The 21,506-nt window shown below is 71.8% G+C and carries 22 protein-coding genes; 12 read left to right on the forward strand and 10 right to left on the reverse strand.

Annotated features, from left to right (window positions below):
- Positions 1–19 precede the first annotated feature (19 nt).
- From ABZS51_RS20165 to ABZS51_RS20180, 4 genes are all read right to left on the reverse strand, one after another.
- Complete coding sequence (locus ABZS51_RS20165; RefSeq protein ID WP_355442979.1) at positions 20–685, reverse strand: TMEM175 family protein; 666 nt, start codon at positions 683–685, stop codon at positions 20–22.
- Positions 685–1,350 carry an SDR family NAD(P)-dependent oxidoreductase gene (locus ABZS51_RS20170; protein ID WP_310711132.1) on the reverse strand — a complete coding sequence of 222 codons (666 nt, stop codon included), beginning with the start codon at positions 1,348–1,350 and terminating at the stop codon, positions 685–687. The genes ABZS51_RS20165 and ABZS51_RS20170 overlap by 1 nt, the downstream gene beginning before the upstream one ends.
- Before the next feature lie 88 nt (positions 1,351–1,438).
- Positions 1,439–2,014, reverse strand: coding sequence for a hypothetical protein (locus ABZS51_RS20175; protein WP_355442983.1), 576 nt, complete (start codon positions 2,012–2,014; stop codon positions 1,439–1,441).
- A 52-nt stretch (positions 2,015–2,066) separates the two neighbouring features.
- A complete protein-coding gene (locus ABZS51_RS20180) occupies positions 2,067–2,456 on the reverse strand; it encodes an STAS domain-containing protein (protein ID WP_355442986.1) in 390 nt (129 codons plus the stop codon).
- Positions 2,457–2,692: 236 nt separating this feature from the next.
- Here ABZS51_RS20180 and ABZS51_RS20185 point away from each other — a divergent pair, with 236 nt between their 5' ends.
- A complete protein-coding gene (locus tag ABZS51_RS20185) occupies positions 2,693–3,103 on the forward strand; it encodes a helix-turn-helix domain-containing protein (RefSeq protein ID WP_355442989.1) in 411 nt (136 codons plus the stop codon).
- 20 nt (positions 3,104–3,123) lie between these two features.
- On the opposite strand, the gene ABZS51_RS20190 is transcribed toward ABZS51_RS20185, so the two are convergent.
- The gene (locus ABZS51_RS20190; protein WP_310711127.1) at positions 3,124–3,729 is read right to left on the reverse strand and encodes a response regulator transcription factor; all 606 of its coding nucleotides are present in this window, start codon (positions 3,727–3,729) and stop codon (positions 3,124–3,126) included.
- Positions 3,730–3,957: 228 nt separating this feature from the next.
- On the opposite strand from ABZS51_RS20190, the gene ABZS51_RS20195 reads away from it, so the two are divergent.
- Positions 3,958–4,461 carry a carboxymuconolactone decarboxylase family protein gene (locus tag ABZS51_RS20195; protein WP_355442993.1) on the forward strand — a complete coding sequence of 168 codons (504 nt, stop codon included), beginning with the start codon at positions 3,958–3,960 and terminating at the stop codon, positions 4,459–4,461.
- 15 nt (positions 4,462–4,476) lie between these two features.
- On the opposite strand, the gene ABZS51_RS20200 is transcribed toward ABZS51_RS20195, so the two are convergent.
- Both ABZS51_RS20200 and ABZS51_RS20205 read right to left on the reverse strand, forming a co-directional pair.
- Positions 4,477–5,508, reverse strand: a complete 1,032-nt coding sequence (locus ABZS51_RS20200) for a zinc-dependent alcohol dehydrogenase family protein (RefSeq protein ID WP_355442996.1) — start codon at positions 5,506–5,508, stop codon at positions 4,477–4,479.
- Between the two features lies 1 nt (position 5,509).
- Positions 5,510–6,352, reverse strand: a complete 843-nt coding sequence (locus tag ABZS51_RS20205; RefSeq protein ID WP_355442999.1) for a helix-turn-helix transcriptional regulator — start codon at positions 6,350–6,352, stop codon at positions 5,510–5,512.
- 101 nt (positions 6,353–6,453) lie between these two features.
- Here ABZS51_RS20205 and ABZS51_RS20210 point away from each other — a divergent pair, with 101 nt between their 5' ends.
- The 3 genes from ABZS51_RS20210 to ABZS51_RS20220 all read left to right on the forward strand — a co-directional run bounded on the left by ABZS51_RS20210 (position 6,454) and on the right by ABZS51_RS20220 (position 9,759).
- On the forward strand, positions 6,454–7,158 hold the full coding sequence (locus ABZS51_RS20210) for an SDR family oxidoreductase (RefSeq protein ID WP_355443002.1): 705 nt from the start codon (positions 6,454–6,456) through the stop codon (positions 7,156–7,158).
- A gap of 35 nt (positions 7,159–7,193) precedes the next feature.
- Entirely contained in the window at positions 7,194–8,603 is a 1,410-nt protein-coding gene (locus tag ABZS51_RS20215) for a glutamate--cysteine ligase (RefSeq protein ID WP_355443004.1), read from the forward strand.
- A 115-nt stretch (positions 8,604–8,718) separates the two neighbouring features.
- Positions 8,719–9,759 carry a hypothetical protein gene (locus ABZS51_RS20220; RefSeq protein WP_355443007.1) on the forward strand — a complete coding sequence of 347 codons (1,041 nt, stop codon included), beginning with the start codon at positions 8,719–8,721 and terminating at the stop codon, positions 9,757–9,759.
- A gap of 28 nt (positions 9,760–9,787) precedes the next feature.
- Here ABZS51_RS20220 and ABZS51_RS20225 read toward each other — a convergent pair whose 3' ends face one another.
- Positions 9,788–10,504: a PaaX family transcriptional regulator C-terminal domain-containing protein gene (locus ABZS51_RS20225; RefSeq protein ID WP_355443010.1), complete on the reverse strand. Its 717-nt coding sequence runs from the start codon at positions 10,502–10,504 to the stop codon at positions 9,788–9,790.
- Positions 10,505–10,535: 31 nt separating this feature from the next.
- On the opposite strand from ABZS51_RS20225, the gene ABZS51_RS20230 reads away from it, so the two are divergent.
- Complete coding sequence (locus tag ABZS51_RS20230) at positions 10,536–12,257, forward strand: acyl-CoA dehydrogenase family protein (RefSeq protein WP_355443013.1); 1,722 nt, start codon at positions 10,536–10,538, stop codon at positions 12,255–12,257.
- 6 nt (positions 12,258–12,263) lie between these two features.
- On the opposite strand, the gene ABZS51_RS20235 is transcribed toward ABZS51_RS20230, so the two are convergent.
- The gene (locus tag ABZS51_RS20235) at positions 12,264–13,631 is read right to left on the reverse strand and encodes an MFS transporter (RefSeq protein WP_355443016.1); all 1,368 of its coding nucleotides are present in this window, start codon (positions 13,629–13,631) and stop codon (positions 12,264–12,266) included.
- Between the two features lie 210 nt (positions 13,632–13,841).
- On the opposite strand from ABZS51_RS20235, the gene ABZS51_RS20240 reads away from it, so the two are divergent.
- From ABZS51_RS20240 to ABZS51_RS20255, 4 genes are all read left to right on the forward strand, one after another.
- Complete coding sequence (locus ABZS51_RS20240; RefSeq protein WP_355443019.1) at positions 13,842–14,690, forward strand: shikimate dehydrogenase; 849 nt, start codon at positions 13,842–13,844, stop codon at positions 14,688–14,690.
- Complete coding sequence (locus ABZS51_RS20245; RefSeq protein ID WP_355443022.1) at positions 14,683–16,398, forward strand: TIM barrel protein; 1,716 nt, start codon at positions 14,683–14,685, stop codon at positions 16,396–16,398. The genes ABZS51_RS20240 and ABZS51_RS20245 overlap by 8 nt, the downstream gene beginning before the upstream one ends.
- A gap of 9 nt (positions 16,399–16,407) precedes the next feature.
- On the forward strand, positions 16,408–17,061 hold the full coding sequence (locus ABZS51_RS20250) for a TetR family transcriptional regulator (RefSeq protein ID WP_355443025.1): 654 nt from the start codon (positions 16,408–16,410) through the stop codon (positions 17,059–17,061).
- Between the two features lie 158 nt (positions 17,062–17,219).
- Entirely contained in the window at positions 17,220–17,960 is a 741-nt protein-coding gene (locus tag ABZS51_RS20255) for a crotonase/enoyl-CoA hydratase family protein (protein ID WP_355443028.1), read from the forward strand.
- 64 nt (positions 17,961–18,024) lie between these two features.
- Here the strand turns inward: ABZS51_RS20255 and ABZS51_RS20260 are convergent, their stop codons facing one another.
- Positions 18,025–18,777, reverse strand: a complete 753-nt coding sequence (locus ABZS51_RS20260) for a class I SAM-dependent methyltransferase (protein ID WP_355443032.1) — start codon at positions 18,775–18,777, stop codon at positions 18,025–18,027.
- A gap of 208 nt (positions 18,778–18,985) precedes the next feature.
- On the opposite strand from ABZS51_RS20260, the gene ligD reads away from it, so the two are divergent.
- A complete protein-coding gene (gene ligD / locus ABZS51_RS20265) occupies positions 18,986–20,167 on the forward strand; it encodes a non-homologous end-joining DNA ligase (protein ID WP_310711110.1) in 1,182 nt (393 codons plus the stop codon).
- 348 nt (positions 20,168–20,515) lie between these two features.
- Positions 20,516–21,487, forward strand: coding sequence for a UDP-glucuronic acid decarboxylase family protein (locus tag ABZS51_RS20270; protein WP_355443035.1), 972 nt, complete (start codon positions 20,516–20,518; stop codon positions 21,485–21,487).
- Positions 21,488–21,506 lie beyond the last annotated feature (19 nt).

Genomic DNA, 21,506 nt, shown 5'->3' on the forward strand with positions numbered 1-21,506 from the left:
CTGCGTCGAGCTGGACGCGCTAGAAGCGGTTGAGCCGCCAGATCCTGGGCGCGATCGCCGAGTTCACCTGGAACAGGACGATCAGCACGATGCTCACGTACGTATTGATCACCGACAGCACCGCGGCCACCGCGTACAGCCCCTGGTAGATGACGATCCGGCGCCGGTGCGCCAGCCGCATGTCGTGGTCGACGTCCGCCTTCAGCAGGCCGGCCCGGTGCCCGTATGTGACGCTGGCCAGCAGCATCGCACCGAGCAGCAGCAGGTTCACCCAGTAGACGGCCACGGCGAGCCGGAAGCCGATGTACTCGCCGAGCACCGCCGTGGAGAACGGCATGAGCGAGACCGAGGCCAGGAACGCCAGGTGGATCCACGTCAGATGGCGGTTTGCCCGCTCGAACTGGTTGAGCTGCGTCTGCTGCCCCACCCAGAAGATGCCGAGCGTCAGGAAGCTCATGACGTAGGTGAGCAGCTTCGGCGCGAGCAGCACCAGCGCGTGCCACAGCCCCTGCTCGGAGTCGAGGGCGCCGCTCTCCCAGAGGGGGCGCTGGTGGTGCACGGCCTCCAGCACCGGCGCGTGCAGCTCCAGGACCAGCAGGGTCATGGCGATGGCGAACACGCCGTCGCTCAGTGCGGCGAGCCTGCCGATGTTGCTGCCGGAGAAGCGGGAGTAGAGGGCGAGCATCAGGTGGGCTGGCCGGTCGGGCGGACGACGACCGTGTTCACGTCCACGCCCGCGGGCTGGGCCAGCGCCCAGGCGATGGCGTCGGCGATGTTCTGCGCGCTGAGCAGCGGCCCGGCGGGGCGGCCGTCCGGCCAGAACGCGGTGTCCACGCGGCCGGGCGCGATCAGCGTCACGCCGACGCCGTCGCCGGTCACGAGCATGCGGGTGTTCTCGGCGAGCGCGGTCACCGCCCACTTCGTCACCGAGTACATGTTGCCCGGCGAGTGGATGAACCCGGCCACGCTGCCGACCAGCACGATCCGGCCGCGGGTCTCGCGCAGCGCGGGCAACGCGGCCTTCACCAGCAGGGCGGGGCCGAGCACGTTGGTGAGGACCATGTCGCGCAGCCGGTCCGGTTCGGTCTCGGTGAGCGGGCCGTGGGTGGAGAATCCGGCGTTGGCGACGACGTGGTCGAGTCTGCCGTACTCCTTGACGGTCGCCGCCACGGCGTCCTGTACGGCGTCGTAGTCGGTGGCGTCCCCGGGCAGGCGTAACACGCCGGGCACCTGGGCGAGCTTCGTCTCGTCCCGGCCGGTGACGGCGACCGCCTGCCCGTCGGCGACCAGCCGCTTCGCGAGCGCGAGCCCGATGCCGCCGGCTCCGCCTGTGATCAACGTTGTCTTCACGGGGTCACACAGTACGGGTGCGGCTCATCAGCGACCAATAGATTGGTCTATGGCTGGTCATACGGAAGCTGATCAGTAACCGGGCCGCTCAGCCGATGGGGGTCGCCTTCTCGGCCGTCCTGCGGAACTTCGTGCCGTTCCACGTGTAGGCCTGGCTGACGATCAGATCGGGGCAGCAGTTGGGGGCCCGGCCGCTGACCACCTTGCCGCGCAGCTGCACCCGCCCGTCGTGGATCGTGACCTTCAGGGACTTGAAGGAGCGGTTCGCGCCGAGCCTCGCGAGGAGGTGGGGGGCCGCCGGGCGCTTGGAGGCCCCGTCGTAGACGAAGGCGAACAGGGGGTTGCTCGACGTCGGGCTCGGGCACGACGACACGACGACGGTCTCGCGCTTCCCGTCGCGGGTGAGGTCGCCGACGGCCGCGACGCGGGCGCGTATGACGTACCAGGTGGCATTCGGCTCCGGCTGGAGGCAGTGCAGCGCCGGCTCCACCACGGCAGCCCAGTCCACCCGGTCGGCGGCCTGGCCGCCGTTCCGCCCGGTGGCCGCCTCGGCGGCGCCCGCGTCCAGGATCGTCGCCAGTGCGGCGGCGAGGGCGGCGGTGCCCATCCAGACGCGGAATCGGCGGGGCCTCGGGCCGCTCGTGTGCTCGGTACGTGCGTTCATGAGCGATTGGACGCGCCGTGGCCCGGATATGTTGCGAGATCGCGGGGCGGCTTCAGGTGCCGGGCAGGCCTAACAGGTCAAGGAGGCGGCGCATGTGGTCCGGCGTGTTGACCAGGCGGGCGCGGCCGTCGCGGCACAGGCCGGTCAGCAGGCGTGTCCCGCCGACGTCGGCGAAGCCGAGTTTCTCGACGTCGATGAGCAGCAGGCCGGCGTCGCGGCCGGCGCGGCGCAGCGTCTCGATCACGACGGAGGTGTTGACCGCGTCGAGTTCACCGATCAGGCGGACGACGGCGGGGCCCGGGTGGGAGCTGCGGACGACGCGGAGCTGACCGTCGAGGTACAGCACGGCATCGACGCCGGCGGCGGGCCCAGGGGAGGCCGTGCCGACGGAGGTGGGTTCGTGGCCGGTCACGGCGCGCGCCTGCATGATGGGCGTCGTCACGCGCGGTGACGGGCGGTGCGCCGCTGTCGCGCACGAGGCCGGCCGGGGCTCTGGTACCGAGGACGGATGGTGAGCATGTGCCCCCCTTGACGCGGCATTGCCGTACATAGTGGATATAGACGCTATAGGAGAATCTACTTACCCGAAAGATGATTCGTCTATCATGGGGCGGTGCTTCTGTGTCCAACCCGCGACCACCGGGCCCGGAGCCGGGCCCGAGAGATGCGAAGTGCCTCGTGAGCAGTTCCGATGAGCGTTCGTCGTGGACCTTCCTGACCCATCACGCCCGGGTCCTGCTGGAGATCGCCCGCGATCCCCGCGTACGGCTGCGCGACATCGCCGCCAGCATCGGCATCACCGAACGCGCCGTCCAGGGCATCGTCTCCGACCTGCACCAGGCCGGCTATGTGACCCGCGACAGGATAGGCCGCCGCAACCAGTACGCGATCGACCCCCAGAGGCACTTCCGGTATCCGACCGAGGCCGACCTGCCCATCGGCCTGCTGATCGACATGTTCACCCGGCACGACCTGCCGCGCGCCGAGGCCAGCCTTGAGCAGCCGCCGCCGGCGTTCGGGGAGCCGCGGACGCCCGCGGGCGCGCCGGATGCTCCCGCCGCCGACCAGGGCACGCTGTCCATGGCCTGAGGCCGTCGTCCGGCCGGCGGTCAGATCCAGCCGGACTCGCGGGCGATGCGGATGGCGTCGATGCGGCTGCGGGCGCCCAGCTTGGCGGTGGTGCGGTGCAGGTAGTTGCGGACCGTTCCCTCCGAGAGGAACAGCGACGCGGCGATCTCCGCCACCGGCGCACCCTCGGCCGCCGCGCCGATGACGTCGAGCTCCCGGGGCGTCAGCGGCGCGTCGGGAGGGGACATGGCGGCGATGGCGATCTCCGAGTCGATGACCCGCTCGCCGGCGGCGACCCGGCGGATGGCGTCGGCGAGCTGGTGGGGCGGCGCGTCCTTGGCCATGAAACCGCGCACGTGCACGTCCAGCGCCCGCCGCAGCAGGCCGGGCGTGCCGACGCCGGTGAGGATGAGGACGCCGCAGTGCGGCAGCTCCTCGTGCAGCTCCCCGGCCGCCTCCAGGCCGTCCTTGCCGGGCAGCGAGACGTCGATGACGGCCACGTCGGCCTCGGAGGCGCGGGCGGCTTTGACGATCCGGTCTCCCCGGTCCACCTCGGCGACGATCTCGATGTCCTCCTCGTAGGCCAGCAAGGCCACGATCGCGCCGCGTACCAGATGCATGTCCTCAGCCAGCAACGTTCGGATCACTGTTGTCCTCGCGGTCGGCCAGCAAGACCTTTCCGGTTCTGAAGGCAGCCATGACTGCTCCCGGGGGGGAGGGGCCAGAGCGCCGTCACCGGGAGTCTCTGCCCAGTCACGGCGGAAGCATGCTAGAGGGTCGCAAATTACGGGAATCTGGCTTCCGTGGTGGGCGGGGAGAGGGCCCGCGCCGAGAGGGGCTCCTCCCCGGGGCGTCCGTGAGCGATGCTGGCGGTCATGGAACCTCGCGTGCGCCCCCTCCCGCCCGAGCAGTGGGACGACTTCCAGCGGGACAACCCTCAGAACGTCTTCACCACGCTCGGCCGCCACCCCGAGCTCTACCGGGCATGGCTCCGGTTCGGCAGCGCCCTGCTGTACGGCACGCTGCCCGCCCGCGACCGCGAGCTGGCCATCCTGCGCACCGCCCACCACCACGGCAGCGCCTACGAGTGGGCCCACCACACGCGCATCGGCCGCGAAGCCGGTCTGACGGCCGAGGAGATCGACGCCGTACGGCGGGACGGCCCCGCCGAGCCCGCGGACTGGGCGCCCACGGACCTGCTGGTGCTGCGCGCGGCGGACGAGCTCCACGCGGACGGCGACCTCAGTGACGCCACGTGGGCCGCCCTGTGCGAGCGCTACGACGAGGCCCGGCGGATCGAGCTGGTGATGCTCGTCACCCACTACGGCATGCTGGCCGTCGTGCTCAGGACGCTGCGGGTTCCCCTGGAGGACGGCTGACCTCCCGGACGGTCGTCAGCTCCCCGGGAGGATCATCGTCACGCCCGGCACTGACCCGATCGAGGCCAGCGCCTTGCCCGCGTCGGCGAGCCCGATGGTGCGGGTGACGAGCTGATCCGGGTGCAGGATCCCGGCCCTGATCATCTCCAGCATGGGCGGGTAGGCGTGCGCCGCCATGCCGTGGCTGCCCAGCAGCCGCAGCTCCTGCCCGACGACCCGGCTCATCGGCACCGGCGTCGTCTCGTCCGGCAGCAGGCCCACCTGCACGTGCCGGCCGCGGCGACGCAGGCTCTCGATCGAGGCGGCGCAGGTGCGCGGGCTGCCCAGCGCGTCGATCGACACGTGCGCGCCGCCCCGCGTCAGCTCCCGCACCTGGGCGCCCGCGTCGCCGGCCGACCCGTCGACGAAGTGGGTCGCGCCCGCCCGCTCGGCCAGGTGCAGGGCGTCGGAGCTGATGTCGACGGCCACCACCCGCGCCCCCGCCGCCGAGGCGATCATGACCGCGGACAGTCCCACGCCGCCGCAGCCGTGGACGGCCACCCACTCGCCCGGCCGCACCTCGCCCACCTGCGCGACGGCCCGGAACGCGGTGGCGAAGCGGCAGCCGAGCCCGGCGGCCGTCGTGTAGGCCATCTCCTCGGGCAGCGCGATGAGGTTGACGTCGGCGTGGTCGATGGCGACGTACTCGGCGAACGACCCCCAGTGGGTGAAGCCCGGCTGCGTCTGCCGCTCGCACACCTGCTGCTCGCCGGCCGCGCAGGCGGCGCAGGTGCCGCAGGCGCACACGAACGGGACGGTGACCCGCGCCCCCGGCAGCCACCCGCGCACGTCGGAGCCGACCGCCTCGACCACGCCCGCCAGCTCGTGGCCGGGCACGTGCGGCAGCGCGCGGATGTCGGGGTCGTGCCCCTGCCAGCCGTGCCAGTCGCTGCGGCACAGGCCGGTGGCCCGTACCCGGATCACCGCCCCGTGCGGCGCGGGGGTGGGGTCGGGCAGGTCGCGGAGGTCGAGGTCTCCGCCGAACAGGTCAAACGCAACGGCTCGCATCTCATGAGCTTAGGACGAGGCGCCGGAGCTCGCGCATGGCCCGGTGGGAGGGGGAGCCGGGCTCGGTGGTGTAGATGACCAGGCGCAGGTCGTCGCGGTCGGGCACGGGCAGCACCTGGCAGGTCATGTGGATGTCGCCCACGACCGGATGGTGGATGACCTTGCGCTGGTCCCTGCGGACCTCGACCTCGTGCCGGTCCCACAGCTCGGCGAACTCCGGGCTGAGCGCGAGCATCTCGGCGACCAGCGCCTGGATGCCCGGATCGCCGGGATAGCGGCCCGCGGCGGCGCGCAGGTCGGCGACCGCGGCTCGGGCGAAGCGGCTCGTCTCCTGGTCGCCGAGGCGCTCGGCGATGTCGGGGGAGCTGAACACCCACCGGATGGCGTTCTGCTCCTGCGGCGACTGCTCGTCGAGGTTCTGCAGGACGACGCCGGCCAGCGGGTTCCAGGCGAGGACGTCGTACTTGGCGTCGAGCACGTACGCCGGCACCTCCTCCAGGGACGCGACGAGGTGCAGGATGCCCTCCGGCACGTCGCCCCTGCGCCGGCCCGTGCCGCCCGGCTGCTCCAGCGCCTGCCCTGCCAGGTGGAACAGGTGCGCCCGCTCGTCCTGGCTCAGCATCAGCGCCCGGGACAGCGCGTTCAGCACCTGGCGCGACGGGTGCGGGCCGCGGGCCTGCTCCAGCCGGATGTAGTAGTCGACCGACATGCCGGCGAGCTGCGCGACCTCCTGCCGCCGCAGGCCCGGCGTGCGCCGCCGCTCGCCGGAGGGCAGGCCGGCCTCGCGCGGGGTGAGGCGGGCGCGGCGGGAGCGGAGGAAGTCGGCGAGCAGGTCGCGGTTCATCCCCCCATCATCCTCGATGTGCGGTTCGCGTGGGTGGTACCGCCGATCCCAGCCTCGGGAGGTCTCTCCCGCCTCGTCCCTCGGCCCGCGACCGTGGAGGCATGACGACGACAGCCCTCATCACGGGTGCCAACAAGGGAATCGGTTTCGAGATCGCGCGCCTGCTCGCCGAGCGCGGCGTCACCGCCGTCATCGGAGCGCGCGACGAGGAGCGCGGGCGGGCCGCCGCCGAGCGGCTCGGCCAGCCGTACGTGCGGCTCGACGTGACGGACGAGGAGAGCGTCCAGGCCGCCGCCAAGTGGATCGAGACGGAGTACGGCCGGCTGGACGTCCTCGTGAACAACGCCGCGATCGCCGGCGGGGCGGCCGAGCCCAGCAGCACACCGGCGGCGGAGCTGCGCGAGGTGTACGAGACCAACGTCTTCGGCGTGGTCACGGTGACCAACGCGATGCTGCCGCTGCTGCGCAGGTCGCAGGCGGGCCGGATCGTGAACATGTCGAGCGAGCTGGGCTCGCTCAGCATGGCGCTCGACCCCGGCAGCCCGTTCTGGGAGACCAACCTGCTGGCCTACAACTCCTCCAAGACCGCGCTCAACATGGTGACCGTCGCGTACGCCAAGGAGCTGCGCGACACCCCGATCAAGGTCAACGCCGTCACCCCCGGCTACTGCGCGACCGACCTCAACGGCCACAGCGGCTACCGCACGCCCGAGCAGGGCGCGGTGATCGCGGTGCGCCTCGCCCTGGCCGGCGCCGACGGCCCGACCGGTGCGTATCAGGACGAGAACGGCCCTATCCCCTGGTAGGTGTGGGCGTGCCCTGCCCGGACAGTAAGGGGGGCATGGGACAGGATCTGGACAAGGAGCGCTTCACCGAGGAGGAGTACGTCCGCTTCGGTGAGCGGCTCCAGGAGCAGCTGGGCACGTTGCGAGGGCTGCTGGACACGCCGGGATTCGGCCAGGGCCCCACGACCATCGGCGCGGAGCTGGAGCTGGTCCTGGTCGACGAGGCGGGCCGGCCGCTGCCGCGCAACGAGGAGACGCTGCGCACGCTCGGCGACCCGCGCGTGGTGATGGAGCTCGGCCGGTACAACCTGGAGGTCAACCTCTCGCCGGTGCCGCTGGAGGGCCGGCCGTTCGAGCGGCTCGGCGGGGAGGTCCAGGAGGCGCTGGGCAAGGTGGACGCGGCGGTGGGCGCCACGGCGCCCGGTGCGGGGGCGGTGCCCATCGGCATCCTGCCCACGCTCGGCACGGAGGACTTCACCCGGGAGGCGATGAGCGACCAGAAGCGGTACCGCGCCATGAGCAGCGGCTTTCGCCGGCTGCGGCTCGAACCGTTCATCGTGAAGATCGACGATCTGGAGCTGGCCGTCGCCGACGTGCTCCTGGAGGCGGCCAACACCTCCTGGCAGGTGCACGTCCGCACCCCGCCCGAGCGGTTCGCCCGGGTGTTCAACGCCGCCCAGCTCGCGATCGGGCCGGTCCTGGCGGCGTGCGGCAACTCGCCGTCGTTCCTGGGCAGGCAGCTGTGGGAGGAGACGCGCATCCCGCTCATGGAGGAGGCGGTCGACGACCGCGACATCGAGCGCCGCGAACGCAGGGACGGCCGGGTCACGTTCGGGTCGGACTGGGTGCGTGAGGGCGCGTACGAGCTGTTCGAGAGGTACGTCCGCGACTACGCGCCCATCATGCCCGAGCTGCGCGACTCCGACGATCCGCTGGACGTGCCCGAGCTGCGGCTGCACCAGGGCACGGTCTGGCAGTGGAACCGCCCCGTCTACGACCCGGCCGGCGGCGGCCACCTGCGGGTCGAGATGCGCGCCCTGCCCGCCGGCCCGTCGTGCGCGGACATGACGGCCAACGCGGCGTTCCTGATCGGGCTCACGCTGGCGCAGGCCGAGCACGACCTCACCGGTTACCGCTTCGCCGAGACGTACCAGAACTTCTACCGCGCGGCCATGCGCGGCCTGGACGCGAAGCTGTCGTGGCCGGGCAGGGACGGCGAGCTGGACGCGGCCGACCTGGTGCTGAGCCTGCTGCCCGAGGCCCGCGCGGCGCTGCTGGCCGCCGGGGTGGTGCCGGACGACGTGGACGGGGCGCTCGGCGTCATCGAGCAGCGGACCCGGCTGCGTCGTACCGGCTCGGCCTGGCAGCGGGAGGCGCTGGCCCGGCTCGGCGGCGACCGGGAACGGCTCGTCCAGGAGTACCGCCGCAACGCCCTGTCGGGGCTTCCCGTGCATCTGTGGCGATGAGGCTTCTGCGGCGATGCGGCTTCTGCGGCGATAAGGCTTCTGTGGCGATAAGCGCAACAATCAGAGCTCTCCACCCGTCAGACTGATCACACGGACGGAATGGGGAGAGGGCGACATGGCGGGCACGGGGATGGTTCCGGCGGACGCGGCGCCGTACACGTTACGACGGGTGACCGGCACGCTGGCGGAGGCGGCCGGGAAGCTGGCGGGGGAGATCGGCGCGGTCACGGTGGCGACCGTGCTCGCCCGAGCCAACCGCACGGCGACCCGCAGGGGAGCGACGGCGGCCATGGGCACGATGCAGCCCAGGCCGGCCGACTGGTACGCCTTCGACGCCAAGGACCAGGACACGCCCGACTGGTACCCGCAGGGCCTGACCTGCGGCGAGGACTCCGGCTCGGCCGGCGCGTCCGTGCTGGTCGCGAGCTGGTACTTCAAGCCGGAGCCGCCGGTCCCCGAGCGCGGGATCCGGCTCACCTTCCTCAGCCCGCAGACGCTCAAGTACCAGCACGCGCTGCTGGTCGAGCCCCGGACCGACGGCTCGTACGTCCCGATCGACATCCACGCGGGCGGGGTGGCCTGGCACGGCGGCCTGATGTACGTGGCCGACACCGTCCGGGGCCTGCGCGTCTTCGACACGCGCAACGTGCTGGACCTGCGCACCGCGCAGAGCGACCTCGGCGACCCCACGAAGGTGGGCCGGCGCGACGGGAGGTTCCACGCGTTCGGCTACCGCTACGTGATCCCGCAGACCGACTTCTGGCGCGTCGCCCAGTCCGGGCCGCTCTTCTCGTTCGTGTCGGTGGACCGCAGCACCACCCCGCACACGCTGATCAGCGGCGAGTACGACGAGGACGGGCCCGGTGGGCGGATGGTCCGCTGGAGCCTCGACCCGGATCTGGCCGACGGCACGCCGCGCGACGCCTTCGTCATGGGCCACGCCAAGATCCAGGGGGCGGTGTCCCGCGGCGGGGCCTGGTACCTGAGCCAGGCGGCCGACGGGCGCACCAACGGCAAGCTGCTCGTGTACCGCGACGGCAAGCTGACGGTCCGGCCCTTCCCGATCGGCCCGGAGGACCTCACCGTGCGGGACGGGCGGCTGTGGAGCATCACCGAGTTCAGGAACAAGCGGGTGATCTTCGGCGTCCCCCTCTGACAGGTGCCCGGCTGACAGGTGCCCGGCGTCAGCCGGTGAGGTGCCGCTGCAGCACCTCCCGGTAGCGGCGGTCGAAGGCGTCGTAGCGGGCGCGCAGCTCGCCGCCCGGCCACCCGGCGGGCAGCAGCTCCGCGGGCAGGAGCGGGTCGGCCAGCAGGTGACGCAGCACGGCCGCCGACACGAGGAACCCCTCCGCCAGCCCCTCGGCCCGCTCCAGGCGCCGCTCCAGCTCGCGCGCCTCGGTGGCCCAGCCGTCGAGGTCCCACAGCAGCGGCGTGGGGTCGGTGTGCGGCCGGCCGTCGATGAGCGTGCACTGCTCGGTGACGGTCGCGGGCCAGGCGCGCAGCAGGTTGGCCGGGCGCATCCAGGTGCCCTCGCGCAGCTCGGCCATCCGCAGCGCCGTCATCGCGTGGCGCAGCGCGGCCCGGTCGGCGGGCGCGCGCCGCTCGGCGGTGACGACGGCGATCTCCCACGTCCCGTCCCATGGCCGGGGGTGGGGGTCGCGGCTCTCGTCCTGGCGGGCCTGCCGCTCGACCAGCCGCTCCGACAGCCGGTAGCGGCCCTCCTCCTGGAGGAGGTCGCCGGCGGCGACCATGCGCGACAACGCCACCCGGACGGCCCCTTCGGCGATGCCGAACAGCGCGCCGACCTTCACCAGGTGGCGGGCGGGCAGGCTCGGCGGGTGGCTGCCGAGCAGCGCGCTCAGCAGGGCGGACCGCGCGCTCAGGCCATTACGCTCTTCCATCGCGTGTCGAGTATATGTAACACTCGCGGGCATGGGGCGCTATCTCATCGAACCGTTCGACAGCAGCGACCGCTACGCGACCGAGCGCTACCAGGGCGCCGCCGGCCGCAACTGGTGGACCTGCGACCCGACGCTGCGGCTGCTCGTGCGGCGGTACCTCGGCGACGGCCTGGCCTGGGCCGAGCCGCACCTGGACCGGCTGGGCGCGCTCATGGGCGGCCCCGTCGCGGCGTGGGCGGAGGAGACCGACCGCAACCCGCCCCGGCTGGAGAAGTACGACAAGTGGGGCAGGGACGTCAGCCAGGTCGTCATGCCGCCGTCCTTCCACGCCGCCCGGGACGCCCTCATGGCGGACAACTTCACCTCCCCGGCCTTCGCGGCCGAGGCCCGCGCCCACGGCGCCGACCCGGCGGCGCTCGCCGCCGTCTGGACGTACCTGCTCGATCAGGCCGACATCGGCATGGGCTGCGCCCTCGGCACCGGCGGCGACATGGTCGTCTCCCTGGCCGAGCGGCACGCGCCCCCCGACGTGCGTGACCGCGTGCGGGCCGTCTTCGCCAACGGCTTCTACTCCGGCGAGGCCGCCCAGATGCTCACGGAGCGGACCGGCGGCTCGGACCTGGCCGCGCTGGAGGCCACGGCCGTGCCCGACGGCGACGCGTGGCGGCTGACGGGCCTGAAGTGGTTCGCCTCGAACGCCAACGGGTCGGCGTTCGTCGTCCTCGCCCGGGCCGCGCGGCTGGCAGGGGCGGAGGGGGACGCCATCGCGCCGTTCCTCGTGCTCTGGGAGCGGCGGGACGGCTCCCGCAACGGGGTACGGATCAGGCGGCTCAAGGACAAGCTGGGCACCCGGTCGGTGGCGTCGGCGGAGGTCGAGTTCACGGACGCCGAGGCGTTCCTGCTCGCGCCCCGGAGCGGGACGGGCCAGAGGCCCGGCTCCGGGCTCGGCACGATGATGAAGCTCACCAACGCCTCGCGGCTCGGCGTGGCGATGATGGGCGTCGGCGTGGCCCGCCGCGCGCTCGTCGAGTCGCTCTGTTACGCCCGCGCCCGCGAGGCGTTCGGCCGCCCGCTCATCGACCAGCCGCTCATGCGCCGCAAGCTGGCCGAGCTGATCGTCGAGGTCGAGGCCGCGCAGGCGCTCGTCTTCGACGGCCATCTCGGCCCCCGACTGCGCCTGGCGCCGGCCCTGGTCAAGCTGCGTGCCACGCGCCTCGGACTGACGGCGGCCAGCGACGCCGTGGAGATCCACGGCGGCAACGGCTACATCGAGCAGTGGCCTGTCGCCCGCCTTCTGCGCGACGCCCAGGTCAACCCGATCTGGGAGGGCGGCGACAACATCCTCTGCCTGGACGTCCGGCGCGCCATCGTCCGCGAGAACGCCCACGAGCCGTTCCTTGAGCGTCTGGAGGCCGCCGTCTCGTCGGTCGAAGGCCCCACCGCCGATCTCGTCCGCACGCGGATCGACGACGTCGCCAAGGCGATCACCTTGTGGTCGTCGCTCGCCCCCGAGGTGGCCGAGGCCAGACTCTTCCCGCTGGCCCAGCTCATGGCCGACGTCTATGCGGCGGCCCTGCTGCTGGAGCAGGCGGCCTGGGAGGAGCGCAACGGGCACGGCGACCGGAAGGCTCTGGTGGCGCGGCTCTACGCCGACGCCCACCTCGAGGACCACGGTCCGCTGCGCGGGATCGACCGTCCGGCGGAGGGCCTGGAGCGCTTCGACGATCTCGTGTCGGGCGCGCTGGCGCTCTGACCGGGGTCACGGATTCCGGGGCTTGTCCCGCCCTTGTTCGATCGTGGCGGGGCGGGCGGGCTCTCCGAGTTCGGCGGTCGGCACGCGGTAGGTCTCGCGGGCGGTGGCGACGGCGATCGCGCTGATCGCGCAGAGGATCGCGGTGAAGACGGCCACCCCGGTCCAGCCCTGCAGGCCCAGCCAGCCTTCGGGGGTGACGATGCCGGCGGCGGAGGCGACGGCGAATCCGGCGATGGCGAAGCCGATCTGGGTCCCGATGGCCATGCCCGACAGCCGGACGCGGGTGCTGAACATCTCGCCGTAGAGGGAGGGCCAGATGCCGTTGGAGGCGCTGTAGACGACGCCGAGGGTGAGGATGCCGGTCAGGAAGATCAGCGGGTAGCTCTTGGCGTTGATGGCCGCGAGGTAGAGGAAGATCATGATCGGGCTGCCGACGGCGCCGATGAGGAAGACGGGCTTGCGGCCGATCCGGTCCGACAGGTGCGCCCACAGCGGGAGGGCGACGAGGGCGACGGCGTTGGCGGCGATGCTGACCCACAGCATGGTCGCCTTGTCGAGGCCGACGGCGTCGCTGGTGGCGTAGTTGAGCGCCCAGACGGTGAAGATGGTCGAAACGGTGGCGATGAGGGCGGCGCAGACGACACGGAGCACGCCGGCCCAGTGCTCGCGGAACAGGACGGCGAGCGGCATGCGGGGGACGGTGCCCCGGGCGACCTCGGCCTCGAACGCGGGGGTCTCGTCGAGCCTGCGGCGGATGATCCAGCCGGCCACCGCGACCGCGACGCTGAGCCAGAAGGGCACCCGCCAGCCCCAGGTGAGCAGGTGCTCCTCGGGCAGCGCCGCGACCGGGATGAAGACGAAGGTGGCCAGGATCTGGCCGAACTGCGTGCCGTTCAGGGTGAAGCTGGTGTAGAAGCCGCGGCGGTCCTGCGGGGCGTGTTCGAGGGTCATGGAGTTGGCGCTGGCCTGCTCTCCGGCGGCCGACAGGCCCTGCAGGATCCGCATGAGCACCAGCAGCACGGGAGCCAGGCCGCCGACCTGGTCGCGGGTGGGCAGGCAGCCGATGAGGAAGGTGGACAGGCCCATCAGGATGAGCGTGAAGACCATGATCCGCTTGCGGCCGAACCGGTCGCCGACGTGGCCGAGCAAGAAGGCGCCGACCGGGCGGGCGGCGTAGGCGACGCCGAAGCTGGCCAGCGACTGCAACGTGGCCGTGGCGGGGTCGGAGGCGTCGAAGAAGACCTTGGAGAAGATGAGCGCGGCGGCGCTGCCGTAGATGAAGAAGTCGTAGTACTCCAGGGCGCTGCCGATCCAGGCGGCGACGGCGGCCTTGCGCGGGGTTCCCCGGTGGGTGGCTGGCGGAGAGTCGGTCACGGTGGCTCCTTGCGGCAGAGGCCGGCCACCCCCAGGCCGGGACCATGTTACGTACCAGATAGTTAATTAACGTGGCTGCAATGGTGCGGGTGGCCTGAGTCACATGTCAAGGCCTCTTCACGGACGGCGGGCGATGGCGTACAACTAACTCACCGGTTCGTACATTTAAGATGAGATCATGGAATGGCGCCTGCTGGAGGTGAAGGGCCGATGAAGTCGTCCTGGCTGATCGGGTTGATCGGTTCCGGTATCACCACGTCGCTGAGCCCCGCCCTGCACGAGAGCGAAGCCCTCCACCATGGGCTCCCGTACGTGTATCGGCTGCTGGACACCGACGTACTGGGCGAGGATGTGGGCACGCTGGTCGCGACGGCCCGCGCCATGGGCTACGACGGGCTGAACATCACCCATCCCTGCAAGCAGGCCGTCATCGCGCACCTTGACGAGCTGTCGCACGACGCCGCCAGGCTCGGGGCGGTCAACACCGTGGTCTTCGAAGGCGCGCGGGCCGTCGGCCACAACACCGACTGGACCGGCTTCGCCGAGTCCTTCGCCCGCGGCCTGCCCGGCGCGCCGGTGCGCCGGGTGGTGCAGCTCGGCGCGGGCGGCGCCGGCGCGGCGATCGCCCACGCGCTGCTCACCCTGGGAGCCGATCGGCTGACCGTGGTCGACGTCGAGCCGGAGCGGGCCGCGGCGCTCGCCGACGAGCTGGCCGTTCGATTCGGCGCGGAGCGGGCTCACCGCGGCACCCGGGAAGACCTTCCCGGGCTCCTCGCGGAGGCCGACGGCCTGGCCAACGCGACGCCCGTCGGCATGGCCCACCATCCCGGCATGCCGCTGGCGGCCGAGCTGCTCCGCCCGGAGCTGTGGGTGGCCGACATCGTCTACCGCCCGCTGGAGACCGAGCTGCTCCGGCAGGCGCGGGCACGCGGCTGCCGGACCCTCGACGGCGGAGGCATGGCCGTCTTCCAGGCCGCGCACGCCTTCCGCCTGTTCACCGGCCGTACCCCCGACGCTGAGCGCATGCTCAAGCACCTGAAGGAGCTGGCCCATGCGTAGATCCATCGCCACCGTGTCGGTGAGCGGCACCCTGACCGAGAAACTGGACGCCATCGCCGCCGCCGGCTTCGACGGGGTCGAGATCTTCGAGAACGACCTGCTGGCGTGCCCTCTCCGGCCGGAGGAGGTACGGCGGCGCACAGCCGGCCTCGGCCTGACGATCGACCTCTACCAGCCCTTCCGCGACTTCGAGGCCATGCCGGAGCCCGACCTGCGCCGGGCCGAGCGGAAGTTCCGGCTCATGGAGCGGCTCGGCGCCGACCTCCTGCTGGTCTGCTCCAACGTCTCGCCGCACGCGATCGACGACGACGAACTCGCCGCCGAGCAGCTGCGCCTCCTGGCCCAGCGGGCAGCCGAGCACGGCATCCGCATCGCCTACGAGGCACTGGCCTGGGGCCGCCACGTCAACGAGTATCTGCACGCGTGGCGCATCGTGCGCATGGCCGACCACCCGAACCTGGGCGTCTGCCTGGACAGCTTCCACATCATGTCGCGCGGCTCCGACCCCATCGGCATCGAGGCGATCCCCGGCGAGAAGATCTTCTTCCTCCAGCTCGCCGACGCCCCGCTCCTGGCCATGGACGTGCTGCAGTGGAGCCGCCACTACCGCTGCTTCCCCGGCCAGGGCAGCTTCGACATGCCCGGATTCCTGACCCACGTCCGTAACGCGGGCTACGCCGGCCCGCTGTCCCTGGAAGTCTTCAACGACCACTTCCGCCAGGCCGACACGCACCGGACCGCCGTGGACGCGATGCGGTCCCTCATCGCGCTGGAAGCCCTCGCTCCGCAGGCCCGCACCCCCACCGGGTTCGCGTTCGCCGAGCTGATCGCCGGCGACCTCGAAGGCCCGCGCGCCGTGCTCACCGCTCTCGGGTTCGCCCGGTCGGGGCTCCACCCGACCAAACCCGTGGAGCTGTGGGAGCAGGGCCGCGCCCGGATCCTGCTCAACCGCTCCGCCGAAGGACCGGCGCTGGGCGCGATCGGCCTGGAGAGCCCCGACCCCGCCGCCGCCGTCGAACGAGCGGAGTCGCTGCTCGCCCCCGTGTTGCCGCGTGAGCGGGCGGAAGGGGAGGCGTCCCTGGCGGCCATCGCCGCGCCCGACGGCACGCAGCTGTTCTTCTGCCGTACGGCGGAGCCGTGCAGCTGGAGAGCGGACTTCACCCGGAGCGAGCCCGCGGGAGGAGCGATCACCCACATCGACCACATCGCGCTCACCCAGCCCTGGCACTACTTCGACGAGGCCGAGCTGTTCTACCGCAGCGTGCTGGGCTTGACCCCGCAGGAGAGCCTGGAGTTCCCCGACCCCTACGGCCTGCTCCGCAGCAAGGCGATGACCTCGTCGGACGGCGGCCTGCGCATGGTGCTCAACATCGCCCCCGAGCAGGTGCCCGCCCTCCAGCACATCGCCCTGGCCTGCGACGATCTGCTCGCCTCGGCGCGCCGGCTGCGCGCCCGGCATCCGGAGCTGCTGCTGCCGATCCCGGCCAACTACTACGACGACCTGGAGGCCCGTCACGAGATCGACCCCGAGCTGCGCGAGCTCGGCGTCCTCCACGACCGGGACGAGAACGGCGCGTTCCTGCACCTGTACACGATCACCGTGGGGCGGGTCTTCTTCGAGCTGGTCCAGCGCGTGGACGGTTACCAGGGGTACGGCGCCGTCAACGCCCCCATCCGGCGCGCCGTGCAGCACTCGCGCGCTCACTAAGATGGGCGGATGACCGCCCAGCCCGCCGCAGAACGCCGGCGCGACGCCGAGCGCACCAAGGCGGAGATCCTCGAGGTCGCCCAGCGCGAGTTCGCCCGGCGCGGCTACACCGGGGCGCGGGTGGACGAGATCGCCGAGCTGATGCGCACCACCAAACGCATGATCTACTACTACTACGGCAGCAAGGAGCAGCTCTACATCGCGGTCCTGGAGAAGGCCTACACCGAGGTGCGCTCCGTGGAGCGCATGGTGGACGTGGCGCACCTGGCCCCCGTCGATGCCATCCGCACGCTCGCCGAGCTGACCTTCGACCACCACGACGCCCACCGCGAGTTCATCAAGCTGGTCGCGATCGAGAACATCCACCACGCGGAGCACATCAGGAAGTCAGTGGTCCTCGCCAACCTCGGCACTCCGGCGCTCGACCTCATCGAGCGCATCCTGGACGCCGGGCTGGCCAGCGGCGACTTCGTCACCGAGGCCGACGCCATCGACGTCCACATGATGATCAGCTCGTTCTGCGTCTTCCGCGTGGCCAACCAGCACACCTTCGGCGCGCTGTTCGGGCGCGACATGACGGCCCCCGAGCATCGCGCGAGACTGCGCCGGATGGTGGGCGAGATGGTGGTCGCCTATCTTCGCGGCGCCGGCTCTCCGGCCTGAGGCTCCGGCGACCCGGCCACGGCAGGATCGCGGACCCGCGCAAGGTGATCACCATCCGATCCGGCCTTGGGTTTCGTGGTGGGCCGGTTGCCTCCCCCCTCGGGGAACGGGGATGCTGGGGCTCCCGGCGCCCCGGCGCCGCGTTCGCGGAGGTGGACATGACCGTACGGATCGAACGCGACGGGCCCGTCACGACCGTCGTGCTCAGCCGTCCCGAGGCGCGCAACGCGGTCGACCGCAAGACCGCCGCCGCGCTCGCCGACGCGTTCCGGGAGTTCGACGTGTCCGACGCCTCCGTCGCCGTGCTGTGGGGCGAGGGCGGGACGTTCTGCGCCGGCGCCGACCTGAAGGCGCTGGACAACCACGTCGGCGAGGACGGCGACGGACCCATGGGCCCGACCCGGATGCGCCTGTCCAAGCCGGTCGTAGCCGCCGTCGCCGGGCACGCCGTGGCGGGCGGGCTGGAGCTCGCGCTCTGGTGCGACCTGCGGGTGGCCGAGGAGGACGCCGTGTTCGGGGTGTTCTGCCGCCGCTGGGGCGTGCCGCTCGTCGACGGCGGCACCGTGCGGCTGCCGCGCCTCGTCGGCACCTCCCGCGCCATGGACATGATCCTCACCGGCCGGCCCGTCGGCGCGGGGGAGGCGTACGAGATGGGACTGGCCAACCGGGTCGTGCCCACCGGGACCGCCCGGCGGCACGCCGAGGCGCTGGCCCGCGAGCTGGCCGCGTTCCCGCAGGCGTGCCTGCGCGGCGACCGCATGTCGCTGCTGGAGCAGGAGGGCCTGACGGAGGCGGAGGCGATCACGAACGAGCTGCGCCACGGCCTGCTGTCGCTGCCGGACGCGGCGGCCGGCGCGGCCCGCTTCGCCTCCGGAGAGGGCCGCCACGGACGTTTCTGAGGGTGCGCCCGAGGCGCCGGCGTGATGGGCGGGGCGGCGCGACACGGTCCGACCGCCCCGGCTGCTACCGAGCCCGGCGGGCGAGGGCGAGATCGGTGGTGAGCGTCATGTCCACGCCGTCGCCCAGCAGGCCGGCGACCTCCCGCAACAGGGCGTCGCGGGTGCCGGGGGCCAGGATGGCGTAGGAGGAGATGGAGCGGACCAGGTTCAGGTAGCGGTCGGTTTCGTACCAGCCGGTGCGCGTGTAGTGGCGCTCGTCCAGGTCGGTGAAGCGCGGGTCGTCCGCGAGCTGGTGCGCGCTCGCCCCGGCCGAGACCGGGCTGTTCTGGTTCAGGGTCGAGCCGGTGAGCCCGTAGCGGTCGTCCACCGCGGCCAGGGCGGCCCGCAGGCCGGGGTCGGTGACGGCGTAGCGGTTCCAGAAGACCGCCACCGCTCCCGAAGGCGCCACGGCCGCGTGGGCCAGGTCCCAGCGTCTCTCCCTGTCGACCCAGTGCCAGGCCTGGGCGCAGTAGAGCAGGGCGAACGCCCTGTCGGGGACGTAGTCCTCGAAGACCCCGATCTCGACCCGGGCATCCGGGCACTTCGCCGTCAGCGCGGCCGCCATCCGGGGGTCGGGCTCGACGCAGGTCAGCTCCACTCCGCGGGCGGCGAAACCCGCGGTGGCCTTGCCCGTTCCGGCGCCCACCTCCAGCGCCGGACCGGGAGGCGCGTAGTCCAGCACGTCGGTGATGAGCTCGGCGGGGTAGTCCGCTCTGGCCGCCTCGTACTGCTCCACCGTCTCCCCGAACACCACACTCCGCGCGCGGTCCACCGTCATCGCTTCCTCCTGACGCTCGGGCGAACGCCCTTCTGCCGGATCTTCGAGCCAGATGGATCGACTTTATAAGGGGTCTGTGCGGCCGTGGCCTCGCGCACGAACGGCGACATCGCCGTTCCACGGACCGGCGAAACGGTGGTCCCTTCGCCGGCTGACCCGTGGTCCGCTGCTCCGGGGGATTGTCGGGGGTGTTGCGTAGGGTTGGCCCATGCCCGACATCGAGGTCGCGGGGCGGCGGGTCACCGTCACGAGCCCCGACAAGGTGATCTTCCCGAAGAGCGGCCACACGAAGCTCGACCTGGTGCGCTACTACCAGGCCGTGGCCGAGGGGGCGCTGCGCGGGGTGGCCGGTCGCCCCATGATCCTCAAGCGGTTCGTGCACGGCATCGAGGAGGAGGCGTTCTTCCAGAAGCGGGCTCCCGCCAAGCGGCCTCCCTGGATCGAGGTGGCCGAGCTGCGCTACCGGTCCGGGCTGAGCGCCGAGGAGGTCGTGGTCGGCGACCTGGCCCAGCTCCTCTGGGTGGTCAATCTCGGCTGCGTCGACCTCAACCCGCACCCCGTCCGCGCGGACGACCTCGCCCACCCCGACGAGCTGCGCATCGACCTCGACCCCGTGCCCGGGGTCCCATGGGACGACGTGCTGGCCACCGCCCAGGTCGCCCGGGAGGTGCTGGCCGACCACGGCCTGACCGCCTGGCCCAAGACGTCCGGCTCGCGCGGCTTCCACGTCTACACCCGCATCGAGCCGCGGTGGACGTTCGCCGAGGTGCGCCGGGCGGCCGAGGCCGTGGCCCGCGAGGTCGAGCGGCGGGCTCCCGACGTGGCCACGAGCCGCTGGTGGAAGGAGGAGCGGCACGGCGTCTTCGTCGACTTCAACCAGAACGCCTACGACCGCACCGTCGCCTCCGCCTACTCCGTTCGCGCCGTACAGGACGCCCGCGTGTCCACGCCGCTGACCTGGGACGAGGTGCCGGGGTGCCGTCCGGAGCTGTTCACCGTCGAGACCGTGCCGCGACGGCTGGCCGAGCAGGGCGATCCGTGGGCCGGCATGGACCTCCACCCGGGCTCGCTCGACGGGCTGCTGGAGCTGGCCGAGTCGCTCGGTCCCGCTCCCAAGCCCCCCAAGGGCACGGGCCGCAGGCGCCAGGTCGTCCCGGTCATCGAGATCGCCAAGGCCCAGCACAAGGACGAGGCCCTGGCGGGGTTCGAGCGGTGGAAGTCCCGTCACCCGGAGGCGGCGGCCCGGCTGGAGCCCGCCGACATCCTGGTCGACGGCATGCGGGGGCGCAGCAGCGTGTGGTATCGCGTCCGGGTCAACCTCCAGCACGTCCCGGAGCCGGAGCGGCCACCCCAGGAGCCCTTGGAGGTCGACTACGACCCGTGGCACTGACCTGACCGGAATGGCCGGACCGCGCCGGAACGAGGTTATCGGGCCGCCCGGAAAGCGGCCGGCCGTAGGAAACCGCAGGTAGGGGGCCGCCCGACATTCCCTGGCATTTGCGCGGGTTGCGGAAAAGGGCCGGGCACAAAAGATGATGTTGATGTCCTTGACGCAGTGATCATGTCAGGCTTACGCTCACTGAAACGTTGGTGTCATGCACTTCTGCGGGCAGTGAAGAATGCTCACTCAGCGGCACACGGGGATGTTCGTGCGGCGTGACCGCACATAAAAAGTAACCAGGGAAGTCTACTTGTCGTGCCATTTACCTGCCTATCTTGAGCAAGCCGGCGGCTCTCCATGAGCCGCCCCGTCGTCGCCATCACCGGCGGAGCCGGATTTCTCGGGTCCCACTTATGCGAACGGTTTCTCGGCGAGGGCTACCACGTCATCTGCGTGGACAATTTCCTGACCGGGTCGGTGGGCAACATCGAGCACCTCATGGCAGAGGACCGCTTCCGGCTGGTCAGGACCGACGTGTCGGAGCACCTCATCATCCCCGGGGCGGTGGACGCCGTGCTGCACTTCGCCTCGCCGGCCTCACCGGTGGATTACCTCCGGCTGCCGATCGACACGCTCCGGGTCGGCTCCAACGGGACCTTCAACGCGCTGGAGCTGGCTCAGGACAAAGGGGCGCGGTTCGTTCTCGCCTCGACTTCCGAGACCTACGGCGATCCGCTGGTCCACCCGCAGCCGGAAAGCTACTGGGGCAATGTGAACGCGGTCGGCCCCCGCGGCGTGTATGACGAGGCGAAACGCTTCGCCGAGGCCACCACCACGGCCTACCGGCGGGCCCGCGGCGTCAATGCCGCGATTCTGCGGATCTTCAACACCTTCGGCCCCAGAATGCGGCCGTTCGACGGGCGGGCCATTCCCACGTTCATCAGGCAGGCGCTGCTGGGCGAGCCGATCACGGTGTCCGGCGACGGCCGCCAGACCAGATCCGTCTGCTACGTGGACGACCTGGTCGAAGGCATCGTCCGGTTGTTCAACTCGGATCTGGACGGCCCGGTCAACATCGGCAACCCGCATGAGCTGTCCATGCTCGCGCTCGCCGAGTGGATCAAGGTGCTGACCGGTTCGGCGTCGGAGATCACGTTCGTACCCCGGCCGCAGGACGACCCGTCGGTGCGCCGTCCTGACATAACGCTCGCCAGGAACCGGCTCGGCTGGGAGCCGCAGGTTCCCGTCGAGGAAGGGCTGCGGCGGACCATCGCCTGGTTCCAGGAGCATCCGCACCTGTGGAACCGGATGAAGGCGGTCCGGCTGTGATGCGGTCCCGCAGCGCGGG

Origin of the sequence: Nonomuraea sp. NPDC005501 (assembly GCF_040605905.1) — a bacterium.
Taxonomy (GTDB): domain Bacteria; phylum Actinomycetota; class Actinomycetes; order Streptosporangiales; family Streptosporangiaceae; genus Nonomuraea.